Here is a 15,173-nt window from a genome sequence, read left to right on the forward strand (position 1 = left end):
ATTGTAATAAGTTTTTATGCTATCATCAAAATGTAAAAAGGATATCAAATAAGTACATCTTATTTAATATTCTTTTTGATATTTTTAAAAATTTTCAAAAAAACTTAAAAATACATATCATTGGAGGAATTAAGGTATGAGAAAAAAATCAATTTTAATATCAATAGGGTTAGTAGCCATTTTACTAGTTGGTTGTGGAACTAATAACAAACAAATCGAACATAATAACCAACTACCTATATATGAGGCTCCTAAAACGAATGAAGATGATGAAAATCTAGAAAAAATTAAAGAAGAATTATCTAATAGTGTAGATACTGAAGATGGTTCTATAAAAATTAAATCTGTTAGTGTAACAGGCAATAGTATTACAACAATACTAGAATTTAAACAAAAAGAAAACATAGATTCAACAATAACATCTGCTTTTGAATCTATTAATAACATATCCGATTATTTATTAAACTTGGAAAAATGGGAAAATTATGTAATTCTTTTTGATGATTATGGTGCTGTGAAATTTAATGATAGTGAAAAAAAGAAAAAAAACGGACGTTACTATATTGATACAAAAAATTTTGAATCTGATTTGAAATTAATATTTGGAGTTAATTAAAATCTTTGCTTCTACAGAATTTATTGCAAGCAAACATTTAAAACAAAGGTGTATATTTTTATACCGGAAAATAATTAAGTCTATTATTTATATAAAATAATAAATAACTAAATTAAAGAAACTCCTCTATTCTTCAATAGAATAGAGGAATTTATAGATTATTTTTATATAATCATATTTATAGTTTAAGCGAAAAAAGGCATAGATAAAAGAATAACACCTCACACGCTTAGACATACACACATTTCACTTCTGGCTCAAGCAGGAGTTTCTTTACAAGAAATAAAAGGTCATGTAGGCCACGGTGATGGAGATGTTACCGAAAAAATATATCTTCACATTACTAAAGAATTTAAATTTGACACTCTTAAAAAATATGAAGCCTTATTCAAAGCGTGAGAAAAACGTGAGAATAGTCAATCTCCAAAAATCAACTGTTGCAATTACACAGGTATAAGGATAGTTTAACAATCTCCTTGGTCGGTTATTATAATAGGGCCGTCCTTTGTAATTGCTATTTGATGTTCATATTGTGCTGACAGAGAACCGTCCTTAGTCCTTGCTGTCCATCCATTATCGTCAATAGTAAGTTCATAACCGCCCATATTAATCATAGGCTCTATAGTAAATACCATTCCCTCAACTATTCTAAGTCCTCTGCCCGGCTTTCCGAAGTGCATAACTTGTGGATCCTCATGCATCTGCCTACCAATACCATGTCCAACAAAATCTCTTACAACAGAATAGCCTTTTGATTCTGCAAAACTTTGAATAGCGTGTCCTATATCGCCAAGTCTATTTCCGATTTTCGCCTGTTCTATTCCCAAGTACATTGCTTTTCTCGTATCTTCTAACAGATTGTGTGCCTCCTCAGACACTTCTCCCACTTCATAACTCCAAGCGGAATCAGCAAGCCAACCATCAACATTAACGACCATGTCTATAGTAACTATATCTCCACTTTTAAGAACATATTCTCCGGGAAAACCATGGCAAATTTCATCATTTACTGAAGCACAAATTGAATAGGGATATCCTTCATAGCCCTTTTGCTCAGGATATGCTCCTCTTTCTTTTAAATAATTTTCCACAAACCTATCAAGTTCAATAGTCTTTACACCTGGTTTTATTCTATTTCTAAGCTCATGATGCACATCGGCTAAAACCTTACCTGCCACTACCATCTTTTGAATTTCATCTTCTGTTTTAATTACTACCATCTATATACTCCTCAATAATATCACATAAATCCGGGTCATCTTTCGCCCAAGCAACTACATCTTTATTAATTAAAATAGCTCTTTCCAAATCCATTAAAGCTTCATCCTTTAAACCTAAATTCATTTTAGAGCAGGCTCTATTATAATATAAATTTTCGCTATCTTCATTATAAGACAAACCTTCGCTTAATATTTCTATTGCACTTTCATAGTCTTTAAGCTCAATATATACTGCAGACATATTTAAATAAATATAAGGGTCCTGAGATTCTTCAAGTGCCTTTTTATAATAGTCCAAGGCTCTTTTAAAATTCCCCAGCCTCCCATAAACTACACCCATATTAAAAAGAGCTCTAAAGTAATTTGGATTTAGTTCTAAACTTTTTTCAAAATACTTTTTTGCCTTTTCATAATCTCCTTGTTCCTCATAAATAGAACCTATATCATTGTAAGCTATGTAATCACTATTATCAAGCTCTACACACCTATATAGATTTTCAAGCGCCTTTCCCTTTTCTCCCAAGGTATCATAGGCCAAGGCCAAATAATAATAAGCCCTATCATAATTTTTATCATATTTAATTGCAAGCTCATAATTCTTAATAGATTCCCTTAAATCTCCCTTTGACAAATCATTTACCAAAGCCAACCCATAATAAGCTCCACTTTTTTTCTTGTCAAGTTCTAAGATTTTCAAATAGTTTTTCCTAGCTAAGTCATATTCCTTTAATATTAAATAAATATCTGCAATTTCAAAATAAACATCAATCTTTTGCTTTTTATCTTTTGCAAATTTTAATGATTTATAAAAAGCATTAAGGGCTTTGTCATAATTTTCAGTTTCCAAAAAATCATTAGCAAGAATAATATAATTATAATATTTTTTAGTTTCCTTTAACATATATTTAATCCCCCAAGCCACTATAACAAAATTTACCTCTTTTAATTATACTTTAAACTCTTTTAATTTAAAAATTGTATAAAATATTTTTTAATGTTAGTATACTATTTACTAGATGGGAGAATACTATGAGACGTTTTTTATCTTTTAACGATTATTTTAAAGCACAATTTAATGAAAAAGTTGTTAAGCTTTCTCTAGATGGAGGAATGTCATGTCCCAATAGAGATGGCACTCTAAGCTTTAAAGGCTGTTTGTTCTGTTCTGAAAAGGGCAGCGGCGACTTTGCCGGCAATAGATTTAATACTATTGATGAGCAGATAAATGAGCAAAAGAAACTACTTTCTAAAAAATGGAAAAGCAACAAGTACATTGCCTATTTTCAAAATTTTACAAATACTTACGGCGACATTGATTACCTTAGCAATTTATACAATTATGTAATATCCAAAAAAGATATTGTAGGGCTCTCCATTGCAACTCGTGCCGACTGTTTAAATAATGAAGTTATGAAAATGCTTGTGGACTTAAATAAAAAAACCTTTCTCTGGGTGGAGTTGGGTTTACAAACTGTTAATGAAAATACAATTAAACTAATAAATAGGGGTTATAGTCACCAAATCTTTAATGAAAATATTAAAAGATTACAAGAAAATAACATTAGATTTTTAACCCATCTCATCTTCGGCCTTCCCTATGAAAATAGAGAAGATTTTCAAAATACTGTTGAATATGTAAAAGCCATACACCCCTTCGGCGTAAAAATTCATTCACTTTATATTCAAAAGGACAGTCCAATATACGATTTTTATTTAAAAAATAAGTTTAAACTTTTAGAGAAAGATGAATATGTGGAAATTGTATGTAATACTTTGGATTTTCTGCCTAAGGATATAGTTATTCACAGAATAACAGGAGATCCCGATAAAAGAAAGTTAGTTGCTCCAAAGTGGTGTGCCGATAAATTATCAGTAATATCATCTATAGATAAAGAACTTAAAAACAGATATGAAAAGAGCCTAGGAAATACCTAAGCTCTAATTTTTAAGGCTCTCATAGAGTTTATTACTGCAATTACAGTAACTCCCACATCTGCAAACACTGCCGCCCACATTGTTGCTATACCAAGTGCCCCTAAAATTAAAATTATAAATTTAACTCCAAGTGCAAATATAATATTTTGATATATTATCTTCTTTGTTCCCTTTGAAATTTTTATCCCCTGTGAAATTTTGGATATTTCATCTGTCATCAACACTACATCAGAAGCTTCTATTGCATAATCTGATCCTATTGAACCCATGGCAATACCAACATCTGCCATTGCAAGTACAGGTGCATCATTTACTCCATCTCCTACAAAAGCCACTTTTTCTTTTGAAGTCTTTAGCATCTCTTCTAATTTATTTACTTTGTCTGTTGGCAGAAGCCCTCCGTAATAATTTTTAATACCCACTTCTTTAGCTACTTCAGTTACGTTATCTTCAGTATCACCTGATAGCATAGTAAGTCTAATTCCTTCACTTTCTAAGTTCCTTAAGTCTTCCTTTATATTATCCTTTAACTTATCAGATACTACTATTTCACCTAAATATTCACTGTCTTTTGCTACATATACTTTTACTCCAATTACTTTACTCTCAGAGGTTACATCTATATTATTATCAATTAACAGTTTTTTATTTCCCACTAAAATAAGCTGGTTCTTTAACTTATAACTTACTCCCTTACCTGCTATTTCAGTAAACTCCACAGTCTCCTCATTAATATCCAGATTATGAGCATTGCTAACTATGGCTCTTGCTATAGGGTGAGTGGAGTTTTGTTCTCCTATTGCCGCAAGTCTTAACAATTCATTTTTACTAAGATTTCCTGTAGGATTAATTTCAGTTACTTCAAAAACTCCCTTTGTTATTGTTCCTGTCTTATCAAAGACAACGTCACTTAACTCAGAAAGCGCCTCGAGATAATTACCGCCTTTTACGAAAATTCCGTACTTGGAAGCTGAACCTATTCCCGCAAACATACTTAGAGGAACTGATATTACCAAAGCACATGGACAGGATATTACAAGGAAAGTACATGCTCTAAATAAAGCGTCTTTAAATTCCAAAATTCCAAAAATCGGAGGAATAGTTGTTAATAGCACTGCAAGTAATACTACTATTGGAGTATATACCTTTGCAAACTTGGTAATAAATTTTTCAATAGGAGCCTTTCTCGCATTGGCGTTCTCAACTAAGTCTATAATCTTGGCTATAGTTGTATTGTCATAGGTGCTTTCAACTTTTACCTTCAATAGAGAATCCTTATTTACTGAACCGGAAATTATCTTCTGTCCCTCTTCTAAATATACGGGTACAGACTCCCCGGTAATGGCTGAAGTGTCAACTAAGCCTGAGCCGCTTAAAACTATTCCGTCTAGGGGGACTTTCTCTCCGGGTCTAATAAAAATAATATCTCCAATCTCAACTTCTTTAGGATCTACTGAAACTACTTCCTCCCCTACTAAAAGATTTGCATAGTCGGGTTTTAAAGTTAATGCAGCTGAAATGGAATCTCTAGATCTTTCAAGAGCTATATCCTCAAACATTTCACCTATTTCATAAAACAACATAACTGCCACAGCTTCCGGATATTCTCCCACTACTATAGCACCTATAGAGGCTATACTCATTAAAAACTGTTCATCAAAAACTTCTCCATTTAAAATGTTTTTAAATGCACTTTTTAATACATCAAAACCTACAATTAAATATAAAATTATATACACGGAAAATTTTAAAGTATTATTTATATCTAATTTAGTATTTATTATTAGCCCGAGAAAAACTACTAGGAATTTAATCAATTGATCCTTGTATTGTAAAATTCCCAAGCTCTTTTTTTTCTTTACTTCATCTAAAGTTTCCAGAACTTCTACCCCAGGTTCAAGTCTTCGAACTACATCGTCAACTGAATTAAAAACATTGTTTCTACTAGTTCCTGCAACCATTGATATATTAAATTTTTCAGTGGAAAAGTCAAAATTTGCATCTTTAACTCCGAATAATTTCTTAGTTTCACTTTCAATTTTTTGTGCACAGTTTGCACAAGTAAGCCCTTTTAAATAAATGGTATATTCATCATAAATTTCTATATTGTGATTATGTCCAATATGTTTTAAATGATCAATTATCTCCTTTAATATTTCAGAGCTATTTAAACCATCACTGGTCTCTAAAACTAAATCATCACTGGAACTATAAATTTTCGACAAACCTTTAATTTGACTTTTATGTTTTATTAAATCATTTTTACATATTGAGCAATTAAGCCCTTTAATTAAATATTTCATAATTATCCCCTCTTATGTATAAAATATGATTATATGATTAACTATTCATATATTAATTTAATTATATCCCCTCTTACTAAAAAAGTCAATTAAAAACTCCGAATTAAATTCGGAGTTAAAGTCTACATTTTAAATTTTCCTATTTTAGTATATTCTTCGCCCTCTTCAAGCTCTACTTCCCATTTACCATACATGCCTATTGTTTTAACCATCTCTTCAAAATAGAACATTACAACACCTATATCGGTAAAGGCATGGTTCCTATCCTCTGTCTTTATCATATACAGGTATACGTACTCTCCTCTAACTACAAATCTCCAAGGTTGAAGATTCTTATAGCTTGGAGCAAATCTAATTGAAGAAAATACATTAAACAATCCTCTATTGTAAAGATCGTCAATACTGAACTTTTGACCTATTTCATCTGTAAAGACTATCTCTTTTACATCAAGTCTTGTACTCGTTGCCAAAGGAACTAAAGGCATTTTAGGTACAGGATAACCGAAAGCAACTAAGTACTTCACTTTTGTTCCATTTTCGCCAAAAAGTTTTTCCATAGTTTCACTGTCTACTTCATCAACTGTTATCCAACAGGTAGCCAAATTTAAATTTGTTATTTTTTCATTTAATTTTTCAAGGTAATACCCTATATCAATAAAAGTTTTAGGGTCATCATTTTCTGCAATAAAAGCCACATAGTGAGGAGCTTTTATCATTACTCCGGCATAACCGGCCTTACCTACAAGACCGTTATAAATAGATTGGCCATCTTCATATATTTCATAATTCACATCTTCTTTTTCATCATTGATTAAAGAAATATATGATTTAATTGTAGTCATAAATTGGTCTGGAAGCGGAACATCTTTAAAATCTCTAACTGAACGTCTTTTTTGTAAAAAAGTAGTCATTACCATAATACTCTTCCTCCTAAAAAATTATTTTGAATATAAGTGCTGATTAGCTCATACAACTTGTAGTGAACTATTAAACTTGAAATTACTCCAATTATTATTCCCGCCAATACATCTGTGGGATAATGCACAGCTAAATAAATCCTTGATATAGCTACTAAAAAACCTATAAAAATTACAAATAAAGCTATTTTCGGATAGTTAAGTGCAATAATCGTACAGGTTGAAAAACTTGCAGCAGAGTGACCTGACGGAAAGGAATAATCACTTAAGTCAATGCCATAAGTATTTAAGTTCTTTAAAATCCAATAGGGTCTATTCCTGGAAAATGTTCGCTTTAATACTTGAACTATTATTGAAGAAACTATTAATGCACAAGCTATTTCAAAACCCAAACTTCTCATATTGTCTTCCAATATAAATAATATTATAACAAGACCTATTAAAAACATAGGTCCCCCTAAATTTGTAATATTATAAAATAAGAAGCTAAAAAATTTATTATTCATTCTTTTATTTATTAAATTAATAAATAAATTGTCAAATGACTTAAAAGGATTTTTCATAGTCACCTCAAGTAAATTATATAACAATAATTGGCTTTTATAAAGGCACTTGCCTGCCACTTATACAATTATAACATCAATTAATGATTAATTTATTGTATTTTAGAAATTTAATATATAGAATATTTATGGAGGTATTTTAATGAATCTCACAGAAGAACAAAAACATACAATAGGTCACATTGACGGACCTGCTTTAGTATTAGCAGTACCGGGATCAGGAAAGACAACTGTACTTATGTATAGAACTGTAAATTTAATAAAACATGGAGTTAATCCCAATAAGATACTTACCATTACATTTTCAAAGGCATCAGCTCTGGATATGCAAAAGAGATTTAAAACTTTATTTCCTCAATTTAATATGCCTATAAAGTTTTCAACTATCCATGCTTTCTGCTACAGGATCATTTTAGAATATTCAAGGTTAAGAGGAAAACAATACACTTTAATTGAAGATACTGCAAAGGGAAAATATGATATTTTAAAAAAGATTTACTTTAATATCTATTACAAGAATATTACAGAAGAAAAATTGGAAATGATTATAAATCAGATTTCCTATTATAAAAATTTACTAATCAATCCCAGAGAAGTAAAAAGCGATATACCTAAATTTTCAGAGATATATAATCTATATGAAGACTTTAAAATAAGTAATGGTTTAATTGACTTTGACGATATGATATTAATCGCTCTTGACATACTTGAAAAAGACGAATACATCAGAAAAAAATATAAGACCAAGTATGATTACATTCAACTTGATGAAGGACAGGACACATCTCTTGCACAGTTTAAAATAATTCAAAAACTAAGCCATCCTAAAAATAATATATTTGTTGTAGCTGATGACGACCAGTCCATATACGGATTTAGAGGTTCCAACCCTCAATATCTGTTAAACTTAAAAAGCACTTATAAAAATTTAAAGTTATATTATTTACAAAATAATTTTAGGTCCACTAAAAATATAGTAAATACTTCAAATTTATTTATAAATAACAATCAATTTCGTTTTAATAAAAGTGTCACTACTTGGAATGATTATAAAGAACCTGTAAATGTAATCATAGTTGAAAATAATGATGAAGAATATAAATTTATATTTGAGACCATTAAAAAAGATGACTCAAAGGACTATGCAATAGTATATAGAAATAATTTATGTGCTTTGGGATTAGTTGAATATCTGGAAAGAAATAATATTAATTTTAATATTAAAGATAATAATATGAAGTTCTTTAATCATTTTGTTTTAAAAGATATTTTAAATATTCTTACATTTTCTGAAGATACTTCTAATATGGAGTTGTTTTCAAACTTCTACTATAAAATAAAAGGATATATATCTAAGAAACATATTAATTTTTTAAAAACCAAAGAAAGTGACAATCTTTTAAAAACTTTGCTTTCCTATCCAGGTCTACCCCATTACTATAAGGAAAATATTTATAATCTATTGTCCTTATTTAAAAAATTAAAATCCAAGTCACTTGTAGAAAAAATAGATTCCATACTCTACGACTTTGAATATGATACTTATTTGCAAGATAGTGCAAAAAAATTCGGTTTTAATTATAAATCCTTAAAAGAATATACCCACTATTTAAAATACATTGCCAAGGATGAGGTAACATTAGAGGGATTAATAGGCAGATTAAAACATTTGGAGTTTTTAATGAAGGCCCCCTTTAATTCAAATTCAAATCTTACTCTATCCACAATCCATTCAATTAAGGGTCTTGAATTTAACACTGTTTTTGTAATAGATTTAGTTGAGGGAATTTTACCTTCAAATAATTCCTTAGAGGGGGATTTAAATTCTTTAGAAGAAGAAAGACGTCTGTTTTATGTAGCAATGACTCGAGCAAAGGAAAATCTATACTTAATGTATCCTAAAAATCACAACGGAAATTCAGCAGAAATGAGTAGGTTCTTAATAGAAGTCTCTAAATATTAAATAGGTTAGTAGAAACTAACCTATTATTTTTTCATATGCAAATCTCTTACCCTCAATTTCCAAATAGACAATTCCGCAATACTTATATCCCAAACTCAATAAAAAATTTTGCATTGTCTTATTATCTTCATGAGTGTCAACTTTTAAGCTTGAAATCCCATTTTTCCTTCCAAATTCTTCTATTTCACCTAGCAGCTTTCCTGCATATCCTCTTCTCTTTTTGGAATTAAGTGTAGCCACTTTATGAATAGCATAGTATTTTCCATTACTTAACCAACTGCCTTCATATATTTTATCATAGGCCGGATCATAGTCCATAATCCTGGCCGTAGCCACTGCTCCCTTATCATCCAGTACATATATCTGATTAAGATTATCTTCCACTTCCCACAATTGAGGTTTTTCCACACCCTGCCATTGATTTACGCCTTCAGCCCTAAGGCTTTCGGAACCATCTAAGTACATCTGGTAAATAATTTTAATATCTTCTTTTTGTGCCTTTCTAATCTCCATAATTTCCTCCTAAAATCATTTTACAGTTATGGACTTAAGAATTCAATATGCTATAATTTTTTAGGGTGATTATAATGAAATATGAAAATATTAAAGAAGCGGTTTTTATAAAAAGAACAAATAGATTTATAGCTGCTTGTATAATAGATGGAATAGAAGAAAAAGTATATGTTCCTAATACGGGAAGGTGTAAAGAACTATTTATTACAGGTTCAAAGGTCTATGTAAGTAAGTCAAATAATCCAAAGAGAGTTACGAAGTATACTCTGACATCTGTTTATAAAGACAAGAGATTGATTAATATAGATTCTCAAGCTCCCAACTCCATAGTGGAAGAAGCTTTAAAAGCCGGAACAATATTTAAAGAATATAACTTTTCTAAAATTGTAAGGGAGAAAACTTTTAATAACAGTAGATTTGACATCTATTATGAAGCTATTAAAGATGATAAGGAAATTAAAGGGTTTATTGAGGTCAAAGGTGTTACTCTTGAAGAAGATAACATAGCTTATTTTCCCGATGCTCCAACTTTAAGAGGATTAAAGCACATACAGGAACTTGTAATCGCAAAAGAAAAGGGATATAGTTCCCATATTGTATTTCTTGTGCAAATGGAAAATATCAAGAGTTTTTTACCCAATGTGAAAATGCAACCTGAATTTGGAAGTGAACTTAACAAAGCACAACATCAGGGTGTTGAAATAAAATCCTTTGAATGTAGAGTCAAGGCTGATGAAATACTACTGAGCAAAGAAGTACCAGTAGGCGATTTAAGCTCCTTTTAAAATCAAGTATACATCCATATCGAATTCATCTAAAAACTCATTTATTGCTGCCTTGGCAACCTTTAGGGCATCATCATAGGGATAGCCATATATGCCTGATGATATTAATGGAAAAGCTATTGACTTTATGTTATTTTCCTTTGCCAGCTTTAGAGAATTTATATAAGCTTTTTTCAATAGCTCTTCTTCTCCCTTATCTCCACCCTGATACATAGGGCCTACGGTGTGAATTATATTTTTTACTTTTAACTTATATCCCTTAGTAATTACAGCTTCACCTGTATTACAATAACCTATCAAATCACATTCCCTTTGAAGTTCTTCTGCTCCTGCAGCTTTAAATATAGCTCCGCAGACACCGCTCCCCATTTTCAAGCCACTGTTTGCAGCATTTACAATAGCATCTCCTCTAAAATCCAAAATATCTCCATGTAGGATTTCTAACATAGTATCACTCCTTTAGTTAATTCTACCATATTATCTCTCTACTATAAAAAACTAAATTCCATTAAAAAAAGTCATCTACTTAAAGTAAATGACTTTTGTGGTGCCCAGAGCCGGAATCGAACCAGCGACACGAGGATTTTCAGTCCTCTGCTCTACCGACTGAGCTATCTGGGCAAAAATGGTGGGCCTTCAGGGACTTGAACCCCAGACCTACCGGTTATGAGCCGGGCGCTCTAACCAACTGAGCTAAAGGCCCTCACCATTGGCGGAGAAAGAGGGATTTGAACCCTCGCGACCCTTGCGAGCCCTACTCCCTTAGCAGGGGAGCCTCTTCAGCCTCTTGAGTATTTCTCCAGTTATTATCGGCTAAATGTAATTTGAACTCCAAATCACTTTTACTATTATAGGTTATTAAAATATTAATGTCAAGCATAAATCAAATTATTTTTTTAATTTGCAACCTTCATACGCCTTCGTACTATTTTAGCCGGAGCTCCTACAACTGTCACATTATCCGGTACATCTTCCAGCACTATTGAGCCTGCTCCTACTTTTACATTATTCCCAATAGTTATAGCACCCAGCACAATTGCATCTGCTCCTATAATAACATTATTACCAACGGTGGGATGTCTTTTTATATTTTTCTCATTACCTGTACCCCCGAGAGTAACGCCGTGAAATATTTGTACATTATCTCCAATTTCCGCCGTCTCTCCTATTACAACTCCCATTCCATGATCTATAAAAAAATTATTTCCTATTTGTGCACCTGGATGGATTTCAATTCCCGTCTTCTTTCTCGACCTTTGAGAAATAAATCTAGCTAAAAATTTATGACCTTTTCTATAAAAATAATTGGCAATCCTATGGGATATTCTAGCTCTTATTACCGGATACAATAAAAGTGCTTCCCACACAGAAGTACAAGCCGGATCCTTCTCATATATATTCTGCGCTTCAACCATTAACCAGTTCATAGTTACCCCTTTCTACTCCTCATATAGGAATAAATCCGTACTTAAATATCTTTCTCCCGTATCAGGCAGAACTGTTACTACAGTCTTTCCCTTACCTAAATTTTTTGCATATTCAATTGCTGCAAATACATTAGCCCCGGAAGATATTCCCGCTAAAATCCCCTCTTTTTTAGCAAGCTCTCTTGTCATTTCATAGGATTCTTCATCACTTACATCAAATATTTCATCAACATACTGACCATAATAGGTTTCCGGAATGAAATTAGCTCCAATACCCTGTATCTTATGAGGTCCCGGCTTACCCTTTAATATCTGTCCGGACTTTGGTTCTACGGCCACTATCTTTATATTTTTAAGTTTTTCTTTTAAAACTTTTCCGGTTCCTGAAATAGTCCCGCCTGTTCCCACTCCTGCAACAAAAACATCAATTGTGTCCAAATCCTCAAGTAACTCCTTAGCTGTAGTTCTCTCATGGGCCAAAGGATTTGATGGATTTACAAATTGATTTAAAAGAAAGTAACCTCTTTCTTCTGAAAGTCTTTTAGCCTCATCTACTGAACCCTGCATTCCCTTTGCTCCGGGAGTTAGTATTAATTTTGCCCCATAAGCTTGGAACAACTTTCTTCTCTCAATACTCATTGTATCAGGCATCACTATTACAATATTAAGCCCCAGTACAGCTCCAATCATTGAAAGACCTATTCCCATGTTGCCGCTTGTAGACTCAACTATAGTATCTCCTTTCTTTATAATACCTTTGCCTAAAGCATCCTTTACCATTTGATATGCAGGTCTGTCTTTAATAGATCCGCTGGGATTTTTTGACTCCACTTTCACATAAATATCTGCCATATTATCTTCTGTTAAATTATTTAATTTTACCAACGGTGTATTTCCAATAGTTTCTAAAATATTATTTTTAATCATTTTTTCCTCCTAACAATAAAAAAACCCTTTGCCCTTGTTCTCAAAGGCAAAAGGTTAACTTCGCGGTTCCACTTTGTTTAGGATAAATCCCATCTCATTTAGACTCAAACAAGTCCTAGCTCTGTAACGTGAGCAAACGTATCATCTACTGTAATTTCGAATCAAAGCTCCTCAGTGCACTTCAAATACATTCCCGCTAAACCTCTCTCAGCTTATGAGGTTTTCTCTGTAAAGCTAAACATATTTTACTTTACTAAGTCATCGCATTTTTAATATAAATGAAATTATACTCATTAAATATCTCTTTGTCAACATTAATAGTCTAAAAATTTTACCGATGAATCTAAAGAATAAATCACATCTTTTCTTTCAACTATTATTTCAACTTTTTCACTTAATTCCTTATCTTTTTTTATAATTTCCAAAAGAGCTTTATTTGGATTTATCGCTATTGGTTTACCCATTTTTTTTAACATTGAAACATCTCCGGTAGTATCTCCATAGGCATAACTCTCATCTAGAGTAATATCATATTCCTCTATTAATTCAGAAATTACCCTATCCTTACTTGAGCTGTCCCACATTGGAATAAGTTCTCCCGTAAATTTTTCACTGCTGTCAACTTTATATATACTACCTCTATAGTCTGTCGCCTCATACTTTGCCGCTATCCTAGCTACTAAAAAATCAGGACTTCCCGAAATGAAAAATATAAAATGTCCTTGCTTTTTATGCCATTTTAATCGCTCTCTTGAATATTTATAAACCTGATCCCCGCTTGCCTTAATTACATGGTCTGCAATATAGTTTACAAATTTCCTATCTTCGCCCTTTAAATTATCTAAATATATAGGAGCCAAGGTTTCAAGATATTCCTCATAGTCTCCATATCTTTTTTTCCATTCCTCATAAACTTTTTTTACATCTGTATACCATATGCCTCTATCTATTACTTCATAATCCATAAGTTTTTTAAAATGTTGGATTAAAAGAGCCTCTCTGTAAATAGTTCCATCTATATCAAAAAAAGCACCTATTTTTTTCATAAATACCCCCTTACAATAAAATTTTTATTCCCATTAATGAGTTATCTACTCATACATTGTAACACCAAAACAAAGTATTTTTAATTATTATCTAATTAAATTTGTGGTATAATATAGAATAATTATTAATTACATAGCTTTGCTAAAGTTAACATATTTTCATTAAAATTGGCAATAACATCAATGGATAATTAATATAGTAGTTTAAAACAAATACTTGAAATATTCAAGTATAGTACTTTAATTTAGTACATGGAAAGGAATGTTATGAAAAAGAAATTTTTAAATGTATTTTTAATACTTACAATTTCAATTTTATTAATACCTAATCTAATCTATGCACAAAAGCCGGTTAAACTTATTATAAACGGAAAAGAAATTAAAAACAGCGTTGAACCCTTTATTGAAAACAATAGGACCCTTGTTCCTGTAAGAGTCATTAGTGAAAGTCTAGGCTATAATGTAGTATGGAGTCCTGAAACAAAAATAATTTCAATTTCCAAGGACAATAACGAGTTAATTAAAAATGAAGTTTCCATAGGTTTGGCTATAAACAAATCCTACCTTATGTCCTTTGATCCGGAAGTAGTAACTAAATCTTCTTCTATGTTGTTAAATGGTACTATTACTCATGAAGAGGCCGGTGAAATGGTGGCAAATTCAGCAAAAAAAACCAACATAGATGTTGCACCTAAAATCATTGACAATGTAACCTTTGTACCCATTAGAGTAATAGCTGAACAATTTAATTTGAAAGTTCAATGGGACGACGAAAATAGAACCGTAATTATAGAAGAATCTGCTAATAAAAATACTATAAAAAATTGAAAAGCTTGTATGTACAAGCTTTCAGATTGAAGACAAAAGGCATTTTAGATTTTATTTTTACTCTAAAATGCCTTTTAAAATGGGTAAATATATTGTGGGTGATAAAAATGATGGGTAAAAAAGATAAAAT

Annotated in this window: 16 protein-coding genes, 3 tRNA genes and 1 other annotated feature; of the genes, 6 read left to right on the forward strand and 13 right to left on the reverse strand. The window is 31.3% G+C overall.

Going from position 1 to position 15,173, the window contains the following annotated elements; translation table 11 throughout:
• Positions 1–136: 136 nt before the first annotated feature.
• Together EF514_RS03580 and EF514_RS11025 are read left to right on the forward strand one after the other, a co-directional pair.
• Positions 137–616, forward strand: a complete 480-nt coding sequence (locus EF514_RS03580) for a hypothetical protein (RefSeq protein WP_127723916.1) — start codon at positions 137–139, stop codon at positions 614–616.
• 201 nt (positions 617–817) lie between these two features.
• A complete protein-coding gene (locus EF514_RS11025) occupies positions 818–1,015 on the forward strand; it encodes a tyrosine-type recombinase/integrase (RefSeq protein ID WP_127723968.1) in 198 nt (65 codons plus the stop codon).
• Between the two features lie 65 nt (positions 1,016–1,080).
• Here the strand turns inward: EF514_RS11025 and map are convergent, their stop codons facing one another.
• Both map and EF514_RS03595 read right to left on the reverse strand, forming a co-directional pair.
• Positions 1,081–1,836 carry a type I methionyl aminopeptidase gene (map, locus tag EF514_RS03590; RefSeq protein ID WP_127723918.1) on the reverse strand — a complete coding sequence of 252 codons (756 nt, stop codon included), beginning with the start codon at positions 1,834–1,836 and terminating at the stop codon, positions 1,081–1,083.
• Complete coding sequence (locus tag EF514_RS03595; protein ID WP_127723920.1) at positions 1,823–2,737, reverse strand: tetratricopeptide repeat protein; 915 nt, start codon at positions 2,735–2,737, stop codon at positions 1,823–1,825. The genes map and EF514_RS03595 overlap by 14 nt, the downstream gene beginning before the upstream one ends.
• 128 nt (positions 2,738–2,865) lie before the next feature.
• Here EF514_RS03595 and mnmL point away from each other — a divergent pair, with 128 nt between their 5' ends.
• A complete protein-coding gene (mnmL, locus tag EF514_RS03600; protein WP_127723922.1) occupies positions 2,866–3,771 on the forward strand; it encodes a tRNA modification radical SAM protein MnmL/YtqA in 906 nt (301 codons plus the stop codon).
• Here mnmL and EF514_RS03605 read toward each other — a convergent pair.
• The 3 genes from EF514_RS03605 to EF514_RS03615 all read right to left on the reverse strand — a co-directional run bounded on the left by EF514_RS03605 (position 3,768) and on the right by EF514_RS03615 (position 7,440).
• The gene (locus EF514_RS03605) at positions 3,768–6,074 is read right to left on the reverse strand and encodes a heavy metal translocating P-type ATPase (protein WP_127723924.1); all 2,307 of its coding nucleotides are present in this window, start codon (positions 6,072–6,074) and stop codon (positions 3,768–3,770) included. The two genes, mnmL and EF514_RS03605, sit on opposite strands and share 4 nt — an antisense overlap.
• Before the next feature lie 122 nt (positions 6,075–6,196).
• A complete protein-coding gene (locus EF514_RS03610; protein WP_127723926.1) occupies positions 6,197–6,991 on the reverse strand; it encodes a nitroreductase family protein in 795 nt (264 codons plus the stop codon).
• On the reverse strand, positions 6,985–7,440 hold the full coding sequence (locus EF514_RS03615) for a phosphatase PAP2 family protein (protein WP_240648997.1): 456 nt from the start codon (positions 7,438–7,440) through the stop codon (positions 6,985–6,987). Before EF514_RS03615 ends, EF514_RS03610 begins: the two co-directional genes overlap by 7 nt.
• A 256-nt stretch (positions 7,441–7,696) precedes the next feature.
• On the opposite strand from EF514_RS03615, the gene EF514_RS03620 reads away from it, so the two are divergent.
• Positions 7,697–9,517, forward strand: a complete 1,821-nt coding sequence (locus tag EF514_RS03620) for an ATP-dependent helicase (protein ID WP_127723930.1) — start codon at positions 7,697–7,699, stop codon at positions 9,515–9,517.
• A 15-nt stretch (positions 9,518–9,532) separates the two neighbouring features.
• Here the strand turns inward: EF514_RS03620 and EF514_RS03625 are convergent, their stop codons facing one another.
• Positions 9,533–10,030, reverse strand: coding sequence for a GNAT family N-acetyltransferase (locus EF514_RS03625; RefSeq protein WP_127723932.1), 498 nt, complete (start codon positions 10,028–10,030; stop codon positions 9,533–9,535).
• Between the two features lie 74 nt (positions 10,031–10,104).
• On the opposite strand from EF514_RS03625, the gene sfsA reads away from it, so the two are divergent.
• Complete coding sequence (gene sfsA / locus EF514_RS03630) at positions 10,105–10,815, forward strand: DNA/RNA nuclease SfsA (protein ID WP_127723934.1); 711 nt, start codon at positions 10,105–10,107, stop codon at positions 10,813–10,815.
• Here sfsA and EF514_RS03635 read toward each other — a convergent pair.
• From EF514_RS03635 to EF514_RS03665, 7 genes are all read right to left on the reverse strand, one after another.
• Entirely contained in the window at positions 10,801–11,262 is a 462-nt protein-coding gene (locus EF514_RS03635) for a macro domain-containing protein (protein WP_127723936.1), read from the reverse strand. The genes sfsA and EF514_RS03635 overlap by 15 nt on opposite strands.
• Before the next feature lie 98 nt (positions 11,263–11,360).
• Positions 11,361–11,436 (reverse strand) — tRNA-Phe (locus EF514_RS03640).
• A 5-nt stretch (positions 11,437–11,441) separates the two neighbouring features.
• Positions 11,442–11,518, reverse strand: a tRNA-Ile gene (locus EF514_RS03645).
• A gap of 7 nt (positions 11,519–11,525) precedes the next feature.
• Positions 11,526–11,616: transfer RNA gene (locus tag EF514_RS03650), tRNA-Ser, on the reverse strand.
• A gap of 95 nt (positions 11,617–11,711) precedes the next feature.
• Positions 11,712–12,242: a serine O-acetyltransferase EpsC gene (epsC, locus tag EF514_RS03655; RefSeq protein ID WP_127723938.1), complete on the reverse strand. Its 531-nt coding sequence runs from the start codon at positions 12,240–12,242 to the stop codon at positions 11,712–11,714.
• A 12-nt stretch (positions 12,243–12,254) separates the two neighbouring features.
• On the reverse strand, positions 12,255–13,169 hold the full coding sequence (cysK, locus tag EF514_RS03660) for a cysteine synthase A (RefSeq protein WP_127723940.1): 915 nt from the start codon (positions 13,167–13,169) through the stop codon (positions 12,255–12,257).
• A 39-nt stretch (positions 13,170–13,208) separates the two neighbouring features.
• Positions 13,209–13,440: a binding site (T-box leader), on the reverse strand.
• Positions 13,441–13,483: 43 nt separating this feature from the next.
• Entirely contained in the window at positions 13,484–14,215 is a 732-nt protein-coding gene (locus EF514_RS03665) for an HAD family hydrolase (RefSeq protein ID WP_127723942.1), read from the reverse strand.
• 267 nt (positions 14,216–14,482) lie between these two features.
• On the opposite strand from EF514_RS03665, the gene EF514_RS03670 reads away from it, so the two are divergent.
• On the forward strand, positions 14,483–15,043 hold the full coding sequence (locus EF514_RS03670) for a copper amine oxidase N-terminal domain-containing protein (RefSeq protein ID WP_164845533.1): 561 nt from the start codon (positions 14,483–14,485) through the stop codon (positions 15,041–15,043).
• Positions 15,044–15,173: the final 130 nt, after the last annotated feature.

Source organism: Anaerosphaera multitolerans (assembly GCF_004006535.1).
GTDB lineage: Bacteria > Bacillota > Clostridia > Tissierellales > Peptoniphilaceae > Anaerosphaera > Anaerosphaera multitolerans.

Excerpts from the sequence above, each read along its gene's own strand:
- EF514_RS03580 (WP_127723916.1), top strand. The coding sequence starts at position 137 with ATGAGAAAAAAATCAATTTTAATATCAATAGGGTTAGTAGCCATTTTA.
- map (WP_127723918.1), bottom strand. The coding sequence starts at position 1,836 with ATGGTAGTAATTAAAACAGAAGATGAAATTCAAAAGATGGTAGTGGCA.
- EF514_RS03595 (WP_127723920.1), bottom strand. The coding sequence starts at position 2,737 with ATGTTAAAGGAAACTAAAAAATATTATAATTATATTATTCTTGCTAAT.
- mnmL (WP_127723922.1), top strand. The coding sequence starts at position 2,866 with ATGAGACGTTTTTTATCTTTTAACGATTATTTTAAAGCACAATTTAAT.
- EF514_RS03605 (WP_127723924.1), bottom strand. The coding sequence starts at position 6,074 with ATGAAATATTTAATTAAAGGGCTTAATTGCTCAATATGTAAAAATGAT.
- EF514_RS03610 (WP_127723926.1), bottom strand. The coding sequence starts at position 6,991 with ATGGTAATGACTACTTTTTTACAAAAAAGACGTTCAGTTAGAGATTTT.
- EF514_RS03615 (WP_240648997.1), bottom strand. The coding sequence starts at position 7,440 with ATGTTTTTAATAGGTCTTGTTATAATATTATTTATATTGGAAGACAAT.
- EF514_RS03620 (WP_127723930.1), top strand. The coding sequence starts at position 7,697 with ATGAATCTCACAGAAGAACAAAAACATACAATAGGTCACATTGACGGA.
- EF514_RS03625 (WP_127723932.1), bottom strand. The coding sequence starts at position 10,030 with ATGGAGATTAGAAAGGCACAAAAAGAAGATATTAAAATTATTTACCAG.
- sfsA (WP_127723934.1), top strand. The coding sequence starts at position 10,105 with ATGAAATATGAAAATATTAAAGAAGCGGTTTTTATAAAAAGAACAAAT.
- EF514_RS03635 (WP_127723936.1), bottom strand. The coding sequence starts at position 11,262 with ATGTTAGAAATCCTACATGGAGATATTTTGGATTTTAGAGGAGATGCT.
- epsC (WP_127723938.1), bottom strand. The coding sequence starts at position 12,242 with ATGAACTGGTTAATGGTTGAAGCGCAGAATATATATGAGAAGGATCCG.
- cysK (WP_127723940.1), bottom strand. The coding sequence starts at position 13,169 with ATGATTAAAAATAATATTTTAGAAACTATTGGAAATACACCGTTGGTA.
- EF514_RS03665 (WP_127723942.1), bottom strand. The coding sequence starts at position 14,215 with ATGAAAAAAATAGGTGCTTTTTTTGATATAGATGGAACTATTTACAGA.
- EF514_RS03670 (WP_164845533.1), top strand. The coding sequence starts at position 14,483 with ATGAAAAAGAAATTTTTAAATGTATTTTTAATACTTACAATTTCAATT.